This is a genomic window from Simiduia litorea (assembly GCF_042853465.1).
In the GTDB taxonomy this organism is placed as follows: Bacteria; Pseudomonadota; Gammaproteobacteria; order Pseudomonadales; family Cellvibrionaceae; genus Simiduia; species Simiduia litorea.
In genome coordinates, this window is the sequence record NZ_AP031497.1 from 1,776,047 (window position 1) to 1,792,669 (window position 16,623).

14 protein-coding genes are annotated in these 16,623 nt (G+C 48.8%); 7 read left to right on the plus strand and 7 right to left on the minus strand.

The genetic code is table 11. The features are described 5' to 3' along the window. Nucleotides 1–302 precede the first annotated feature (302 nt). On the minus strand, nt 303–1,037 hold the full coding sequence (locus ACGHTT_RS07785) for an SDR family oxidoreductase (protein WP_390594560.1): 735 nt from the start codon (nt 1,035–1,037) through the stop codon (nt 303–305). Nucleotides 1,038–1,251: 214 nt separating this feature from the next. On the opposite strand from ACGHTT_RS07785, the gene ACGHTT_RS07790 reads away from it, so the two are divergent. Together ACGHTT_RS07790 and ACGHTT_RS07795 are read left to right on the plus strand one after the other, a co-directional pair. After that, entirely contained in the window at nt 1,252–2,136 is an 885-nt protein-coding gene (locus ACGHTT_RS07790) for an AraC family transcriptional regulator N-terminal domain-containing protein (protein WP_390594561.1), read from the plus strand. 94 nt (nt 2,137–2,230) lie between these two features. Further along, on the plus strand, nt 2,231–2,944 hold the full coding sequence (locus ACGHTT_RS07795) for an NYN domain-containing protein (protein WP_390594562.1): 714 nt from the start codon (nt 2,231–2,233) through the stop codon (nt 2,942–2,944). A gap of 561 nt (nt 2,945–3,505) precedes the next feature. On the opposite strand, the gene ACGHTT_RS07800 is transcribed toward ACGHTT_RS07795, so the two are convergent. After that, nucleotides 3,506–4,429 carry a hypothetical protein gene (locus ACGHTT_RS07800; protein ID WP_390594563.1) on the minus strand — a complete coding sequence of 308 codons (924 nt, stop codon included), beginning with the start codon at nt 4,427–4,429 and terminating at the stop codon, nt 3,506–3,508. 45 nt (nt 4,430–4,474) lie between these two features. Beyond that, nucleotides 4,475–5,341, minus strand: a complete 867-nt coding sequence (locus ACGHTT_RS07805; protein WP_390594564.1) for a calcium-binding protein — start codon at nt 5,339–5,341, stop codon at nt 4,475–4,477. Nucleotides 5,342–5,957: 616 nt separating this feature from the next. On the opposite strand from ACGHTT_RS07805, the gene ACGHTT_RS07810 reads away from it, so the two are divergent. Beyond that, entirely contained in the window at nt 5,958–6,743 is a 786-nt protein-coding gene (locus ACGHTT_RS07810) for a CLCA_X family protein (RefSeq protein ID WP_390594565.1), read from the plus strand. A gap of 377 nt (nt 6,744–7,120) precedes the next feature. Continuing rightward, a complete protein-coding gene (locus tag ACGHTT_RS07815) occupies nt 7,121–7,498 on the plus strand; it encodes a TonB-dependent receptor (protein WP_390594566.1) in 378 nt (125 codons plus the stop codon). Between the two features lie 96 nt (nt 7,499–7,594). Here ACGHTT_RS07815 and katG read toward each other — a convergent pair whose 3' ends face one another. Further along, nucleotides 7,595–9,808: a catalase/peroxidase HPI gene (katG, locus tag ACGHTT_RS07820; RefSeq protein ID WP_390594567.1), complete on the minus strand. Its 2,214-nt coding sequence runs from the start codon at nt 9,806–9,808 to the stop codon at nt 7,595–7,597. Between the two features lie 601 nt (nt 9,809–10,409). Here katG and ACGHTT_RS07825 point away from each other — a divergent pair. Together ACGHTT_RS07825 and ACGHTT_RS07830 are read left to right on the plus strand one after the other, a co-directional pair. After that, entirely contained in the window at nt 10,410–11,267 is an 858-nt protein-coding gene (locus tag ACGHTT_RS07825; protein WP_390594568.1) for a delta-class carbonic anhydrase, read from the plus strand. A 370-nt stretch (nt 11,268–11,637) separates the two neighbouring features. Beyond that, nucleotides 11,638–12,162 carry a hypothetical protein gene (locus tag ACGHTT_RS07830; protein ID WP_390594569.1) on the plus strand — a complete coding sequence of 175 codons (525 nt, stop codon included), beginning with the start codon at nt 11,638–11,640 and terminating at the stop codon, nt 12,160–12,162. A 46-nt stretch (nt 12,163–12,208) separates the two neighbouring features. Here the strand turns inward: ACGHTT_RS07830 and ACGHTT_RS07835 are convergent, their stop codons facing one another. Beyond that, a complete protein-coding gene (locus ACGHTT_RS07835; RefSeq protein WP_390594570.1) occupies nt 12,209–13,588 on the minus strand; it encodes an ATP-binding protein in 1,380 nt (459 codons plus the stop codon). After that, nucleotides 13,585–14,298, minus strand: a complete 714-nt coding sequence (locus tag ACGHTT_RS07840; RefSeq protein WP_390594571.1) for a response regulator — start codon at nt 14,296–14,298, stop codon at nt 13,585–13,587. Before ACGHTT_RS07840 ends, ACGHTT_RS07835 begins: the two co-directional genes overlap by 4 nt. 258 nt (nt 14,299–14,556) lie before the next feature. On the opposite strand from ACGHTT_RS07840, the gene ACGHTT_RS07845 reads away from it, so the two are divergent. Beyond that, a complete protein-coding gene (locus ACGHTT_RS07845; RefSeq protein ID WP_390594572.1) occupies nt 14,557–15,054 on the plus strand; it encodes a Spy/CpxP family protein refolding chaperone in 498 nt (165 codons plus the stop codon). 126 nt (nt 15,055–15,180) lie between these two features. On the opposite strand, the gene ACGHTT_RS07850 is transcribed toward ACGHTT_RS07845, so the two are convergent. After that, nucleotides 15,181–16,560: a DEAD/DEAH box helicase gene (locus ACGHTT_RS07850; protein ID WP_390594573.1), complete on the minus strand. Its 1,380-nt coding sequence runs from the start codon at nt 16,558–16,560 to the stop codon at nt 15,181–15,183. Between the last annotated feature and the right edge of the window lie 63 nt (nt 16,561–16,623).

Consider the following 16,623-nt stretch of genomic DNA (forward strand, 5'->3'; position numbering starts at 1 on the left):
GGCAGGGCAGGGCAGGGCAGGGCAGGGCAGGGCAGGGCAGGGCACTATTATGGTCGTTAGTGATAAGCGTGCAGACTATGTTTTGGCTCTTTTCGTGTTTTTCAGGTCTTAGTGCGATGAGCTTACCGTTTAATGCGCGGCAAATTGTAAGGAGGAATTTGGCGCGGAAAGCGTGTGCTCTGGCTCGTAGAAAAATAAAATAGCAAACTCGGTGTGTCTTAGTGTTTGCTATTGTAAACAATATGTAGACATCCGTGTCACACTTCCTAGTTGTATCCATTCCTTGGTCTAGCGGCTAAGCCTTAATACGCTGCCTCTGTAGGTTGTACAATAATCTCATTCACGTTGACATCTTCCGGTTGTGCTATTGCATAAACCATGGCGTTGGCAATGGCACTAGGTTTAAGTGCTAGGCGACGGAAATCGGTGAGCCACTGTTTGGCCGCCTTGTCGGTGGTCGTGTCGGCGAGTTCACTTTCCACGACGCCTGGTGAAATTACTGTTACCCGAATATTTTTAGATTCCAGCCTCAGGCCGGTGGAAATCGCCAGCACAGCATATTTCGTTGCGCAATAAACCGCAGCGGTTGGGAATACATGATGGGCCGCGATGGACGCTGTGTTAATAATGTGGCCTTGGCCTCGCGCTTCCATCCTTGGTAGTACGGCCTCTATGCCATTGAGGACACCTTTGATGTTGACATCAATCATACGCTCCCACTCGTTAGTTTTTAAGGCCGCCAATGGCGCTAAAGGCATTAAGCCTGCGTTATTGATCAGCACATCAATATGACCAATATCCTTTACCACCGCATCGACTGCGGCGTTGAAATTATCGCGACGGGTAACATCCAGAGCGTAGGCTCTGGCGTTGCCGCCATTCTCGCTAATTTTTTTTGCCAGTGCTTCGAGGCGGTCTTTCCTGCGTGCAGTTAAAATGACGCTGTGCCCAGCCTCTGCCAGTGCGTATGCAGCAGCTTCTCCTATGCCGCTACTTGCGCCGGTGATGAGAATTACTTTATTGGTTGCATGTGTCATGCGGCTTTTCCTTATAAAGATAGCTATTGGAAATAGATGGTTAGTAGAAATCGATGGTTGCTAGTTAAAGCGCCAGAATAGCGGGATGGGTTTTTTCACTGCATACATAAAGCTACGGTATGATTGCCTAATTCTCCAACTTCGATCATCTTGGCTGGGGGCTCGTCGACGACTGGATTAAAATCAGGCTAAGGTCAATCTATGAGTGAGTTGTATGGATAAAGCGCTAGAAAAGAAATTGCTGGGTTTGGTTGACGCCTTTACCGATCAGGAGGGCTTGAATGCCTCCGTGATACCCAATGTATCTTTCTTTAAAACCACGCATAAAAATATAACACTGCCGCTCGTTTACGAGCCGTGCCTCTGTATTATTGTGCAGGGCGAGAAAGATGTGGTGCTTGGAAAAGAGATCTATCGCTACGGCGCCTTGGAATTTCTGGTGGCTTCCGTTCACTTGCCTATTGTTGGAACTGTCACTCGGGCGTCTTTAGAAAAGCCGTATTTCGTTATTCAAATAGATATTGATTTTCAGAAAATGTCGGAGCTGATTGTGCGTATGGAGCGCCCAGCAACGGCTAACACGGCATCTGAATGCGGGCTTTTTATTGGTAAAGTGGATGGCGCCTTGTTGGAGAGCATTTATCGTCTGGTAGCACTGTTACAGACGCCCGACGATGTACCAGTGCTTGCGGAACATCGGTTGTTAGAGATTTATTACCGCCTATTACGCAGTGATTATCGTAATGCCATTGTACAAGCGGCGTTAAAGGGAAGCCCGATGCAGCGAGTATCCATTGCTATTGAAAAATTGAGGCGCGATTTTTGCCTACCGGTTGCTGTAGAAGATCTGGCCAAACTCGCCGGCATGAGCGTGTCATCGTTTCACGCGCATTTTAAAGCGGTGACCAACATGAGCCCACTGCAGTTTCAGAAGACGATTCGGCTGATGGAGGCAAGGCATTTTATGGTGGCTAATAATGCGGGGGCGGAGAGTGCTGCCTATCGAGTGGGCTATGAAAGTCCGTCGCAGTTTAACCGTGAGTATGCGCGCATGTTTGGCAGCCCGCCAGGGCGCGATATGAGCCGGCTGAGGCAATAGGTTATTGATTCAAACGGAATAGTAGATAACACTGGATTAGTCGGAGTGCGCAATAACGCGGTCAAACCCCACATTCAATAGGGTTTTAGTAGAGATGGATGAATCAAAACAAAAAATCGCCTTATTCATTGATGCCGATAATGCACCCGCGGGTAAGTTTGAAGATGTGCTGAGTGAAGTCGCTAAGTATGGTGTGGTTACCATTAGGCGGGCTTATGGCAACTGGAAATCACCCACACTGAAACCATGGGAAGATCTGTTGCACGAATATGCTATTCAACCGATTCAGCAATACGATCTCACCAAGGGTAAAAATGCCTCTGACATCGCTCTTGTTATCGATGCCATGGATGTGATGTACACCAAAAATATCGAGGTGATGTGTTTTGTCTCCTCAGATAGTGATTTCACCCCTATGGTTACGCGGGCGCTTGCCGAGGGTAAGGTGGTGCTGGGTTTTGGCGAGCGTAAAACGCCAGCGCCTTTCGTTAATGCTTGCTCAAAGTTTCTGTTTTTGGATCAAGAGCCCAAGCATGACGTGGTGTCCACCAAACCCAGTAATATTAAATCCGATACCAAGCTGATTAATTTACTGCGCCAAGCCATTGCAGCCACGGAGGAGGAGAGTGGCTGGTCGGCACTCGGCCCAGTGGGGTCACATATATCCAATAAAACTTCGTTTGATACCCGAAATTACGGCTACAAAAATCTAAGCAGCTTATTCAAGGCGATAGACTTGTTTGAACTCAAGCGCAGCGCCGGTAACTCTTATCTCGTGAGGGATGCGCGAAAAGGTAAATCAAGCTAGCCATTTAACTATTTAACTAGGATGAATCAAGGATAATCGATGTTGAAACAGGGTTATGTTATTGTTTTAGCGAGCATGCTATTTTTTGTGCTGGCTCTGGTATTTTACCCAAAGTATCCAGACGGTTATTGGATTGCGGCTAGTTTGTTTGTGATATTCGGCTCCGAATTTGTTTTTGGCTATTTAAAAAATCACCCCATAGCAGCTAATAGAATACAAGGGGTTTTCGCCCAGAGAGCTCTATCGTTAGCTGTATGTACCTCAATCGTTTGCGTCACTTGGGTTGTGTTAACCCGCCTGTAGATAGTGGCGTTATTCTACCTTGCGCTAGCGATTTTTAGTGAGTTAGCATTTTATGAATAGCAGGGCCACTACCGAGGGAGTGGCCTGCAGTTACAATTGTTACGACAGAATAAATTTCGATGATACGATCGACTTATCCATTCACTTCTGCATGCAGGCTAAGCCCGCTAATATTAAGAGCACATGTCGTTGCTTTTAAAATAGACTTGGATAACGAGGCCTATAGAAGCGATTGAACCCAGCGATAGGCTAAGGATACTACTGGATCATTGCCGCAATATGTTCTGGTATGTCAGACAAATCGGCTGGCACTGGGGGGAAAGTTGTTAGGTTTACTACCTGAACCCCAGTTTCACGGTCGGTGCAAACTAAAAATTCCACACTTTTTGCGCTTATAGCAACGCGTAAGCCATCGTCATCTTCGCGTAAACCATCATCAAACGCATCGGCTATGCTGCGTAACGAAAAACGAATAATGTGGTCAATGTTGAGTAGATCAAATTCTGCGACATGGTCACCGGCGGCAAGTACTGAACAGAAGCCAGGCGATGTTGAGACATTGACCACTGGCTGATTGTTTTGATCGAGAAAAATGCCATCAAAATTTTGGCTGCCTTCGGTGTTAGGTGGGCTGACGTTAAAAAATGGTGCGCCATCGGTAGATCCATCATTATCCTGTTTTTCGCCCAGCACACCAAAAATCAACACATCAACACCTTCGCCACCATCGAAGAAGTCACTACCATCACCCGGTGACCAAATGAATACATCGTCACCGCCATTGCCAAAAGCGCGATCGCGATTGTCTGATCCGTTATTGTCGCCGTCTACACTGGAGGTAAAGTCTTCAGTGCCGCCTATGAGAATGTCGTTATCACTGTGACCAATGAGTAGGTCCACACCCAGCCCGCCGATTAAAATACTAGGGCCAGTGTTCGGTGCGTACAAAACATCACCGGCACGCAAGCTTTGGTTGGGTGAGCCGCCGGGGCCTCCGGGGTTTAACGACAGTAAAGCAGAGGTTTTTTTATTACCATCGTTACCTTCAACTAGGGTAAATGTTGTCGTTTCAGGCACTGAGGTTGGCGATGAATTGTAGTCATCATCACAGCCGGTAAACAGCAGGCTTGCAGAAATTGCTATACAGGCCAGTAATTGTGTTTGGGAATTGATTGTCTTCATAAGAAATCCTAAGTAAATAATCCAATTAAGAAGTTAAGTGCGCCATCAGTTAATGATGTTGTACGCATTTGGAGGCAGGTCACCTGCAGACACTCGTTCAGCAGGTGATTGGCGCAGATCAAATACCTCTAGTTCTCCATTTCGTGATGCACATACTAAGAATTCGGTATTGGCTAAGTGAATCGCCACACGTAAACCGGTATCCAAACTGTCGGGATCGATATTGGGGTCGGCGGCTAATGCCTCGTCAAAAGCGTTGGCTGGGTTTCGTAAAATAAAGCGCACAAGGTGATCGATATTCAGTGCATCCATACCTTCGGTGCTACGGTCTACAATGTCACAAAATCCTGGGCCTAATACATTCACAACCGGTAAGCCGGTACTGGGCTCAATAAAAATACCATCGAAGTCTTGGCTGCCAGGTTGGTTCGGCGGGCTTACGTTGAAGAAGGGCGCGCCTTCGGCAATGTCCTCATTGTTACGGTTTTCACCCACCAGCCCGATGATTAAAACGTCTACACCTTCGCCACCATCGAAAAAGTCATTGCCATCACCAGGGGTCCAAATAAAAACGTCATCGCCTAGATTGCCAAAAGCACGATCGCGGTTAAATGGATTGAAATCTTCAGTGCCGCCGATGAGTACGTCATCGCCATCAAATCCGAATAACACATCAATGCCTAAACCACCAATAATCACATCGTTGTTGGGTGTGCCGTACAGTTGATCACCAAATTGTAAGCTCTGGTCGCCGCCGCCATTGGTTCCACGATTACCTGAATAGAGCTGATTAATGGCGTCGTTGGCCCCATTAACGCTACTGAGATCGGTGCCGGTAATAATGTCTGCATTAGCTAAGCTTGCGGTAGCGCAGAGTATTGCTGCGGTTAATAAAGAATACCGAGTATTCATAATTTTCCCTTTCGTTTGATGTGTTTTTGTATGGCTTAATGGCGCTGCCTATAGGCCGTTATTAGTTCTACGCGGCTATAGGGTAGAAAGTTGCGATATTTTTTAGGTTTATTTAATTCGCTAGGTGTAGGCTATGATGATCGTCTAGCTGCCTTTCAGATTCTCATTTTCTTTCAGAAAATCTTACTGAACTGCAACTTTTATTAGCCTTGCATCGTGGCCCTGTTGATCAGGAATTTTAGTTGCACAATGAAGACCGTTAACATGTTATGTTATGTTTTACTCGGCGGGGTGTCGATGTGATGCAATGGCTGAATACACGGTTTGTGCAGCATCAGGAAAATCTTGAAAGCGAAGATACTAGCCTCCGTGTTTTAATAATACCGAGTCGGGCTAGTCATTCCCTTGTTTCCAAGGGATAATGACCGGACCTTGTTTGGTGTTGTTACTAATGTCGGATTAACGTCGGAATTAACGTTGTTATAAGCGTTGTTATAAGCGTTGTTATTGATATTGTTATTCACGAAGTTGTTCACGTAGTTAGTCACGTAGTTAGTCACGTAGTTAGTCACGTAGTTAGTCACGTTGTTGTTTGGGTCATCTCGGATTGTCTGGCATGTCAACTCGCAAATTCTATCGCCGTGGTTCTATTCATCTGACAGCAGAGCAGGGCGCACCGGTTAGTTTCCTCGATATTCGACGGCAGTTCGATTTTCGCGGTATTAAAATTGGCGCCTGGGTGACGGAGGATGAAAAACAGCGAGCGGCGTCTCTATTTCATAATGCGCTGTGCGATCTCATGACCATTTTAGGTGGCAACGAGGTATTGATATCTTTGCGTGGCACCCTTGCCTTGCAATATGGCAGCGGTGGTGAGAAAGGGGTAAATGCCCATTATGAATTGGGTAGCCGCACTTTTGCTCTGGCCAAAAATGCCGGCCCTGGTAGCATGGCACACGAGTGGTTCCATGCCTTTGATCATTACATTGGCGACAAGTTGTTCGTTGAAAAGGCCCGCGATGATTTTGCTTCTTGTGCCTGGCTTAAAAAGGCGAGGGTGGTAAAACATGCGCTCAATGAAAAGCTCGAAACCTGTTATCGAGCCATCTTATTGGATGAGGCTGGTTTGAAGCCGAATGACTATGTTAAGCGCTCAAGAAAATACGATAAGAAAATAGGCGCTGACTATTTTGGCCTGCCAGAAGAGCTATGCGCCCGCGCTTTCGAGGCCTTCATTCAGGATGCAGCCATTAAAAATATGTTTCTAGTCAAAGGCACCGTTCAGTCTGAAGAGGCAAAACTAGGCTTGTACCCAGAAGGGGAGCACCGATTGCGAATTAATACCGCCTTTTTAGCTTACTTTAGCCATTTAGGTGCGGTGCTAAAACATCAGGCTGGTTAATTCTTCTCTTTGTATCGTTTCATTGAAAGAGTGTTTTGTACACCGTCAATGACTTACGTTTGTAGCCTTGAATGACGGGTGTTCAATAAAAGTCTGTGAGGTTATGACTAAATTGTTGCACGTCAACGGCAAATGTGTAGCCACGTAAATTATGTTATCCAATGGGGAGACCGGCTAATACCAGTTTCTTAGCGCTAAAGAATGCATGTTTTTATTCCGTATGCGTCTCAATTAATCAATGTATATGGCAGGTGTTACTAGTAAACTTTCGATATAATTTCTTGCTCTTTTACTTAAATAAGTAATAGGCGAGCTTTGATGTAGCGGTACCGTTTGGCTGGTGCTAGTTGCTAGGCCGATAAAAATAGGGGCTTATTATGGATAAGAAGTTTATTTTAACAAGTTTAGGTTATGCGATTCTGGGTTTGGCATTGGGTATATTTATGGCTGCTTCTCGCGATCATGGCCATCTTGTTACCCATACGCATATTTTACTTATCGGTTTTGTTGTTTCCTTTATCTATGGTCTATGTCACAAACTCTGGCTGAATAATATTGCTTCTAAATTGGCGGTTGTACAATTTTATCTTCATCAGCTGGGCACCCTAGGTGTGGTTATAGGGTTGTTTTTGTATTACGGACGGTTTTTTACTCTGGATGCAGTTGATCCTGTGCTTGCCGTTTCATCGATTGCGGTGCTCGGGGGTATGGTGTTGATGACAATTCTATTTATTCAATCAATGAAAACCTCCTAGCGCTTATTAGGGTTTACTTTTGGCGGATTATAATCGATCGACCCAAAAAAACGCCGCCTGATCTTGGCGGCGTTTTTTACCATGTTTTACCCCAGTTTAATCGTCTAAATCAAACCTATCGGCATTCATGACTTTCACCCAGGCTTTGATAAAGTCGTTCACAAATACTTTGGCTGCGTCTTCTGCAGCGTAAACTTCTGCCAGAGCGCGCAGTTGTGAGTTGGAGCCGAAAATTAAGTCTACCCGTGTTGCATTCCATTTGAGCTTGCCGGTTTTTCGGTCCCGGCCTTCAAACAGGTTTTTATCGTCGTTCGTTGCTGACCACTGGGTGCGCATGTCGAGCAAGTTTACGAAAAAGTCGTTGTTCAGGCTGCCGGGGTTATCGGTGAGTATACCGTGCTTGGTGTTGCCGACATTGGTTGCTAACGCGCGCATACCGCCAATGAGTACCGTCATTTCTGGTGCCGTGAGAGTGAGCAGTTGGGCGCGATCGAGCAGAAGCTCTTCCGCGCTAACGCTGTAATGACCTTTGAGGTAATTGCGGAAGCCGTCGGCAATCGGTTCGAGTACAGCAAAAGCGTCGACATCCGTTTGCGCCTGACTGGCATCGACGCGGCCCGCCGTGAAAGGTACTTTAACCTTGTGCCCTGCTTTGGCGGCGGCGGCTTCGATGGCTGCGCATCCACCCAGCACAATTAAATCTGCCAGCGATACCTGTTTATTGCTGGTTTGCGCTTTGTTGAAATCCCGTTGGATTTTTTCAAGGCTTTTTAGCACCTTCGCCAACTGATCGGGTTCATTTATGGGCCAGTCTTTTTGCGGTGCTAGGCGCAGCCGAGCGCCGTTGGCGCCACCGCGTTTGTCCGAGCCACGGAAAGTGCTAGCGGAAGCCCAGGCGACGTTAACCAGTTCGGCAGCGCTGAGCTTGGTAGCCAGAATTTTCTCTTTCAACAAGCTCGCGTCTTTAGCGCTGATGAGCTTGTGGTCTCGGCTCGGCAATGGGTCTTGCCAGAGCAGCGCTTCGACGGGAAAGTCGCTGCCGAGGTAGCGGCTGATGGGCCCCATGTCTCTATGGGTGAGTTTGTACCAGGCGCGGGCAAAGGCGTCGGCGAATTCCGCAGGGTTTTGGTGAAAATGTTTGGCAATTTTGCGGTATTCCGGATCGGCAATTAGGGCTAAATCCGTGGTGGCCATCATGGGCGCGTGGCGCCTATTGGGGTGGTGTGCATCTGGCACAGTATGTTTTGCTGCTGGGTCTTTTGGCGTCCATTGGTGCGCGCCTGCGGGGCTTTTAGTTAATGCCCATTCATAGCCAAATAAAGTATCGAAAAAGCTGTTGTCCCAGGTGATAGGGGTGGCTGTCCAAGCGCCTTCTAGGCCACTGGAGATGGTGTGTTCGCCCTTGCCGCTACCCATGTTGTTGCGCCAGCCTAAGCCTTGCTCTTCTATGGGCGCGGCTTCAGGCTCTGGCCCCTTATGGGACTCAGGCCCGGCGCCGTGGGTTTTACCGAAGGTGTGACCACCGGCGCAAAGTGCCACAGTCTCGTAATCGTTCATGGCCATGCGCGCGAAGGTCTCGCGAATGTCGCGCGCTGCCGCTGCTGGGTCGGGTTTACCATTGGGGCCTTCTGGATTGACATAAATCAGCCCCATTTGCACGGCGGCAAGGGGGTTTTCCAACTCTCGCTCGCCTGCATAGCGCTGGTCGTCTAGCCATTTTTTCTCGGAGCCCCAGTACACATCTTCTTCGGCCTCCCAAATATCCGCTCTGCCGCCAGCGAAACCGTAGGTTTTTAACCCCATGGACTCCAGAGCCACATTGCCGGTCAGAATCATCAAGTCTGCCCAGGAAATCTTGTTGCCGTATTTTTGCTTGATGGGCCACAGCAGGCGGCGCGCTTTATCGAGATTGACGTTATCTGGCCAGCTATTGAGCGGCGCGAAGCGCTGTGAGCCGGAGCCGGCACCGCCTCGACCATCGCCGGTGCGGTAGGTGCCGGCACTGTGCCAGGCCATGCGAATAAAGAATGGTCCGTAGTGACCATAGTCGGCCGGCCACCAGTCTTGGGAGTCGGTCATGAGTGCGGTGAGGTCCTTTTTCAGGGCTTTTAAGTTAAGTTTTTTAAACGCGTCTTTATAGCTAAAGGCTTCACCCAGTGGGTTGGATAGCGATGAATGCTGGTGCAGTATTTTCAGATTCAATTGGCTCGGCCACCAATCCACATTGGCTGTACCTATGCCTCCTGTTGTGGTGAGTGCGCCGTGCATGACGGGGCACTTGCCGGTGGCCTGCGTGTCAGTGTTGGTCATTGTAAACTCCCCTGTGTTGGTTGCAGTGTTGAATGCAAGCCCGCGGGCTCGAATCTTGGTGGGCGATGGATATACAGCTTACGCCTTCCCGTGGCTAAGCATAGTTAATGTTAATGGCGGAAAAATGTAGGTATTGAGCCCAATGATCATTGTCGTCGTTATTTGTCATCAAGGTGTGGCGAGCCTTGGATTAATTACAGCGTTTAACCTAGCCGGGTGTTTACGAGTAAATCGCTAATTTGGATGCTACCGATACCAATCACATTAAAAAGAGTGGTTTGAAAAGACACCCGTGATAGGTGTGAGCGGTGTTTATCAAGCGGCCGCGATACTGAGACAAAGTTGCTTAGCTTAGTCCTATTTTCATCAAATTTTCAGGTGCTATTAAGTCGGTCTCGGTTGGAACGTCGGTTCAAGTAAGTTGTTAAAACTTCTCATTAACAGTTTCTCGCTTAGCCAATCTTTGTGAGAACGAACACTATTTTTATCAAGCATATTTTCATGGCTGTGATCCAGTTGTCCACGAGCAGGCTTGTAACCTGTGGTTGCGGCCGCTAGTCTTTTGGCTCGCTCGACAATTAATATAGAAGGGTATGAAAAAATGAAAAAGCGACAACTAATGAGCTTCGTGAGTGCGGTAATGGTATCTGGGGTTGCCTTTGCCGAGCAGGCTATGCATCACGCGCCTGTGGCTGATGATGTGATAATAGCGCAGCGTGCAGCGCTGGCAAAAAATACCGCGGGCAAAGGTTTTGGCCCCCAATCACCGCGCGATATCGATACTAAGGCCGGTAGCAACGCGCGGCTTTTTGGTGCTGCACCTGCATCAACAGCAATGAATTTATGCAACATCCACTTTCATAAAAATGCCGAACACAAAGGCGGGCAATTTACCCAGTATGCCGGTAATGGCGATGGTAAAGGTTACCAGTCAGGCTATAAATACTCAGGTAAATTAACCGCGGCAGAATTAACACCAGTAGCCGTAGATGTGTGCCCTAGCGCGCACGGTGGTTTATTGTCTGGCGATACCATTGAGGTTCATTACGTATATTCCAGTGCACAAGTTAGCCCAGGGCCAACCTTAGGCGCTTGTTTAAGCGATGCTATTAAGAATCCGCAGCTGCGGGTAGAAACGCAAGTTTACGTGGTGGTAAATGATGCGAAAGCATTAGACTTCGGCAAGCTCACGAGACACGAGGTTAAGGGTGGTTTGCATCAGGCGACCATGATTCCAAATAATACCGGTAAGCCGATACAATATGCGGGCTCAACAACTGGCCCTGGTTACAACGAAAATGCCTCGCCGTTGCAAGTGACATGGCGAGTGCGCCCCAAGGTGGCAAAGGTGAATATTGCAACGGTAGGGCAGTGGTGCAAGGGTAATACGTTTAAAGAAGACCATGCCCACGGTGTACGAAATTTAGTGATTAACCCTGACTTATTGTCGAAAATTTAATGCTATGTTATTAAATTAGACGTTCGTTTTTTTAACGTTTTGTTGCAGTAGTCTTACTTTTCAACATGCTCCACTTTTTCCATTGGCCGGTTTTTACTGGCCATTTTTTTGCCGGTATTTTGGTGGCGGTTGTAGATGCATCTATGCTGGTGCGCTAGTCTTACTGTCATCATTAATGTGACGATGGCTTTTAATATTTGAACCCGTGTAGAGAAAACAATGCATTTTGTTGTGCAGTGTCAGACGCGACTAGGTGTTTTGATTGGCGAAGCAGGTAGGCATATTTTTCTGCTTTCAATACGACGCATTGTGGTTAATTACAGGGGTTGCAATTTTACCTGAAGCTCACAGATAAAAAGGATGACGTATTATGGCTTGTAGTAACACAGAGGCGGCGGCAAAGCACAGTGGTTTATGTACTATTCATTACCCCTATACACGCATCGCGCCAACCAACCAGGTTAGGGCGAGCCATCAACGGGATTGCACCTTGGGTAAGGCATTGGTGCCGGTGCAGGATATTGACCAGAGCCTTGGTTTCGAGGCCAGTATGGATCTCATCAGTTTGGAGGACTTCATGCGGGTGATGGACGACAATGCAAAATTTGGCACCTATTGCCCCGTGGGTAAGTCCGGCGGGCGGGCGCATTTTTGCGTCGACAAAGGCCGCAGAACGGTGGATGGTCGTCGCTTGGCGTGGCTTTGGGTCTTTCCGCAGGGGCAGGTGCGGCCAGCTCATAAGGTGCTGAGCGATAATCCCACGTTGATTTGGACCAAGCAGCAAATTATTGATGCGTATAAATCCGCAAACAATAAAACCCTGCCAATGTGGACGCGCCACGTGGATAAGCATTCAGAGTTGGCTATTACCTTTTGTTTGCCGTTTCCTGCCTAACTACGGACGGCGGCAGTTGTATCGCTTGCGCGCGCGAGCCGGGTTTTTAGCGCAGTATGGGTAGCTTAATTTCAATGTGTAAGCCTGAGGGTTGATTGTGCAGCGCGCGAATTTTGCCCTTGTGCAAGGCAATGGTGCGCTTAGCAATACTCAGCCCTAAGCCGACGCCGCCACGCATGCGATCGCGGGCTTCGTCGGTGCGATAAAAGGGCGCAAAAATTTCTTCCAGTTGTGCGCTACTAACACCTAAGCCTTGATCGCGCACATCGATGATCCAATCATCTTCACTTTGCTTGAGATTCACGTGAATGGTGGACTGCTCGGGTGTGTGGCGTAGGGCATTGCTTAAGATATTATCGAACACACCGAGTAAAATATTACCCCGGGTTGCTACCAGTGCGGGGTCCTGCCGTTTTGTCGTGAATTGCAGCGCCACTTGTTTTTTGGCAAATGTAGGTTGTAGCTCTTCTAAAATGTTTTTTAGCAGCGCCTCGACATCGATGGAATCTTCTAGCGGCCAAGGTTCTTGAGTGTTGATGGGGATGGATAATATATCGGAAATAATATTGTTCAGGTAATCGGCCGCAAGTCGGGCCTTATTGATATCTTCTGAGGCTTCACCCGTGGTTTTTTGTTGGGCGAGGCCTAAAGCGAATTGGAGCCGCATGAGCGGCGAGCGCAGCTCGTGGGATACATCCTTTATCAGCCGCTGCTGGGCTGTCATGGCGCTTTCTAAGCGCTCCGACATTTGATCGAAGTCGGCCGCCAAACTCCCTAATTCATCCTTCCTGTTGCCCATAATCGGGCCAACGCGGTAGTTGAGTTCACCAGCCGCAATTTTCTGCGTAGCGGTTTTGAGCGCTTCGATGGGGCGCGACAGATTGCGAGCTAAGAAAAAGCAAAGCGTACCGCTGATAAGAATGGCGATTAATAAAATCGGCCAGAAATTCATCAGGAATAATTGTAAAAAGATATTCTTTTTATCGTCTGGCGATAGCACAACGAGCCGAATGGTGCTGCCGTCTTGTAGTTGTATTAGGCGCCCGAAATATTGTCGGTGATCGCGCTCTAAGCGCTTGAAGGGCCGGCGTTGATCTAATTTCTCTGCCAACATGCTAACGGCTTTGGGGGGCGTGCGGTCGAGCAGCTCTTGGCCCTGTGCATTGACGGCAAAGATGGATCTTTGCATCCAGAAGGGCATGGATTTTAACTGTTGGATAAATTCGGGCTGTGTACTGTTAACCGCGTCGCGGGTTGCGATTTGCAATAGCCGCATGGCTTGTGGGTCTTGATTGAATAGCCGTGATTTGGGCGGGCGAGGAAAACCGTTAGGCTCCATCTCATGGATGACGAGGGCGGTGCCTACCACAATCAGCGTGGTGGCAAGCCAGAAACCTAAAAACGCACGCCAAAATAATTTGATCATTGGTAGGACTCAACCGTGAGCATGTAACCTGCACCGCGAATATTAATGATCAAATCTTTGTGACCACCGAGCTGTTGAATTTTTTTGCGAATATTACTCACATGGACATCAATAGAGCGATCATAAGCGGTAAGTTTGCGCCCTAGCGCTTGCTCGGTAAGTGTGTCTTTAGAGAGCACGTCGCCAGCGCTGTTAACGAGTAGTTCTAGCACGGTGTACTCGGCGCCGGTTAGGTCCAGTTTGGTTTCGCCAAAGAGTGCACTCCTATTGCCTGGCATCAGCGTTAGCTCACCCACTTGTAGCGTTGACTTGGTGTTGTTGTTCGTTTGCGCCGCTTGCTTATGTGTGGCTTCGCTGCGACGCAGAATGGCGCGAATTCGAGCCAGGAGCTCGCGCGGGTTGCAGGGTTTAGCGAGGTAGTCATCAGCACCCAGTTCAAGACCGAGAATACGATCTACTGGGTCGCCTTTTGCAGTGAGCATTAAGATCGGGGTGCTGTTGAAACCGCCTAGTTTTTTTAACAATTCCATGCCGGTCATCTCCGGCATCATCACGTCCAGCACCATGAGTGAGTAACTGTTCTTTGCCAATGCCTCAGCGGCTTCGAGGCCGGTGTGACGCACGCTAACCTGGTAGCCTTCGGCGCGCAGGTAACTTGCCAAAAGATCGCAGAGTTCTTGGTCGTCGTCGACCAGTAGCAGTGAGTGCATAAAGGTTTCTCGTGTTGGGGTTGGGTGTATTTTGCGGCTTCTTAGCGCCAATGTGCAGAGGCATTACGCTTCTTAACAGAATTTAACGGCCGTTTGCACCTGTTTACCGGGCGCGAGCCTATTATAGACCTGTGCCCAAACGCGAGTTCAGTATTGAGATAGGCCGATATTGAAGCAGCTCAATACTGAAACCGCCGAACGGGCCGCAGCGAAAAACTCAGGTCAATGATGCCATTTTTAGTCGAGAAGGAAGAGTCTATGAAATCGTTTACATCCTTAGTAAAGCCCGCGTGCGCAATTATTCTGACACTTGGCATGATCTCTCCTCTGGTCGTGTTTGCGAAAGATAGTCACTGTAACGCTCGTCCTCATCACATGGGCGCGCAGCCCCAGCAGTTTAAGAAGTTAGCCAAAAAGCTCGATTTATCTGACCAGCAAAAGGAGCAAGTACAGGCGTTGGTTGAGCAGGTGAAGTCGGCGCGCGAAGCCGATAAAGGTAAGGTAAAGGCGCAGCGCGATGCCTTCCGAAATTTAGTTGAGTCAAATGCCAGTGAAGCTGAGCTTAAAGCACAAGCCGATCAAATGGCGGCAGGTATGAGCGAGCATATGGTACGAGCCAGCGTAAATATGCGCGCGTTTAGGGCCATATTAACGCCTGAGCAGTTGGCTAAGATGGATGCGATGAAAGCCGAGCGCGACGCCAAGCGCGATGCCAAACGCAAGCAAGCCGAAGAGAAGCGGGGTGAGAAGGAGTAATATTTAGCTACAAGGCGGTTGGCCGCCCCCAACAAACTACAAGCTAGATCCGCCACTGTGTAGGGGCTGATCCGATAAAACAAAAAAGGGGCCTGTGTGGCCCCTTTTTTGTTTGTTATGCCTGCGTTAAGCGTCTTCGGCGTCTTTTAGCGGTGGTCTTTTTTTTGCGAGAGTCGGTGGAGCGAAACCGTCGCCTAGGTCTGGCCCTTTCGCAGGTGTGCGACGCTTGCCGACATTTTTCTGATCCCGGTCGCGAACTTTCACTTTATTGTCTTTGTCCTTTTTCTTCGCGGCCCGTTCTTGTGAAGCTTTGCGGTCAGCTTTTTTCGGACCTGCCGCTTTACCAGAGGACTTCACTTTTTCTGGACCTTTATAGCGTGACTCGAAACCGGGAATGGTGATGATCTCGAAGCTCGTGCCTAAGTAGCGTTCAACCCCAGCTTTTAAGTTCCATTCTTGCGGGGTGATAAAGCTAATGGCATGGCCTTCGGCGCCGGCGCGGCCGGTGCGACCGATACGGTGGGTGTAGTCGTCGCCATTGCGCGCCATATCGAAGTTAATTACCAGCTCAATACCGCCAATATCTAAACCGCGCGCGGCAACATCGGTGGCCACCAAGACTTTAACGTGGCCCTTGCGCATGAGCTCCATGACTTTGTTGCGATCTTCCTGCGCCATGTCGCCATGTATTGCGCCGGTTTTAATATCTTGGGCGCGCAAAAATTGACACAGGTGATCTACTTGAACGCGGGTGTTGGTGAATACCAGCGCCTGCTCGTAGGGCACTGTGCGCAACAATTGGGTAATGGTTTTTTGTTTGTGATTTTGACCGTCGCTTAACACCACTTGCTGGTGAATGTTGGCTTGGGTTTGCCGGCCTGTGGACAGGCTAATTTTTTCTGGTTTATGGGTGAGCTCGCCCGCCAGTGTACCCACGCCTGCGTGCGATAGGGTGGCGGAGAATAACCAGGTATTGCGCGCTTTGGTGAGCTTGTTGGTAATGGCCACCATGTCATCGTGAAAGCCCATGTCTAGCATCCGGTCTGCTTCATCCAAAATAAGCACGCGCAGTTTATCCATGGCGGGCAAGTTGCGATTGAAGTGCTCGAGTAAGCGGCCGGGGGTGGCAATGATAATTTCTGGGTCTTTGCGCAACTGTGCCGCTTGGAATTTGTAGTCGTCGCCACCGCTGATAATGCCTACGCGCAATTTGGTGAACTTGAGAATCAACTTGGTTTCGGCCAACAGTTGCTTGGCCAGTTCGCGTGTAGGCGCGAGGATTAAGGCTAGGGTGCCTGCATTGCTGGTCGGCTCGGTTAAAATTCGCTGCACCAGCGGCAGTAAAAAAGCCAGCGTTTTACCGCTGCCGGTTTCAGACATAACCAGTAGGTCTTTGCCGCTAAGGGCGGTGTCGTAGACGGCCTTTTGCACGTCCGTCGGCTCGGTAATGGTCTGGGCATCCAATGCCTTAATTAAGCGTTCATCCAGACCCAGTGTTTTAAACACGGCAAATCCTCAAGCAGAGTGGCAAAAAGGGCGGCAGTATACCCGATTGCGGGGCGCTTGCCC

Coding starts and splice junctions, on each gene's coding strand:
- ACGHTT_RS07785 (WP_390594560.1), bottom strand. CDS start 1,037: ATGACACATGCAACCAATAAAGTAATTCTCATCACCGGCGCAAGTAGC.
- ACGHTT_RS07790 (WP_390594561.1), top strand. CDS start 1,252: ATGGATAAAGCGCTAGAAAAGAAATTGCTGGGTTTGGTTGACGCCTTT.
- ACGHTT_RS07795 (WP_390594562.1), top strand. CDS start 2,231: ATGGATGAATCAAAACAAAAAATCGCCTTATTCATTGATGCCGATAAT.
- ACGHTT_RS07800 (WP_390594563.1), bottom strand. CDS start 4,429: ATGAAGACAATCAATTCCCAAACACAATTACTGGCCTGTATAGCAATT.
- ACGHTT_RS07805 (WP_390594564.1), bottom strand. CDS start 5,341: ATGAATACTCGGTATTCTTTATTAACCGCAGCAATACTCTGCGCTACC.
- ACGHTT_RS07810 (WP_390594565.1), top strand. CDS start 5,958: ATGTCAACTCGCAAATTCTATCGCCGTGGTTCTATTCATCTGACAGCA.
- ACGHTT_RS07815 (WP_390594566.1), top strand. CDS start 7,121: ATGGATAAGAAGTTTATTTTAACAAGTTTAGGTTATGCGATTCTGGGT.
- katG (WP_390594567.1), bottom strand. CDS start 9,808: ATGACCAACACTGACACGCAGGCCACCGGCAAGTGCCCCGTCATGCAC.
- ACGHTT_RS07825 (WP_390594568.1), top strand. CDS start 10,410: ATGAAAAAGCGACAACTAATGAGCTTCGTGAGTGCGGTAATGGTATCT.
- ACGHTT_RS07830 (WP_390594569.1), top strand. CDS start 11,638: ATGGCTTGTAGTAACACAGAGGCGGCGGCAAAGCACAGTGGTTTATGT.
- ACGHTT_RS07835 (WP_390594570.1), bottom strand. CDS start 13,588: ATGATCAAATTATTTTGGCGTGCGTTTTTAGGTTTCTGGCTTGCCACC.
- ACGHTT_RS07840 (WP_390594571.1), bottom strand. CDS start 14,298: ATGCACTCACTGCTACTGGTCGACGACGACCAAGAACTCTGCGATCTT.
- ACGHTT_RS07845 (WP_390594572.1), top strand. CDS start 14,557: ATGAAATCGTTTACATCCTTAGTAAAGCCCGCGTGCGCAATTATTCTG.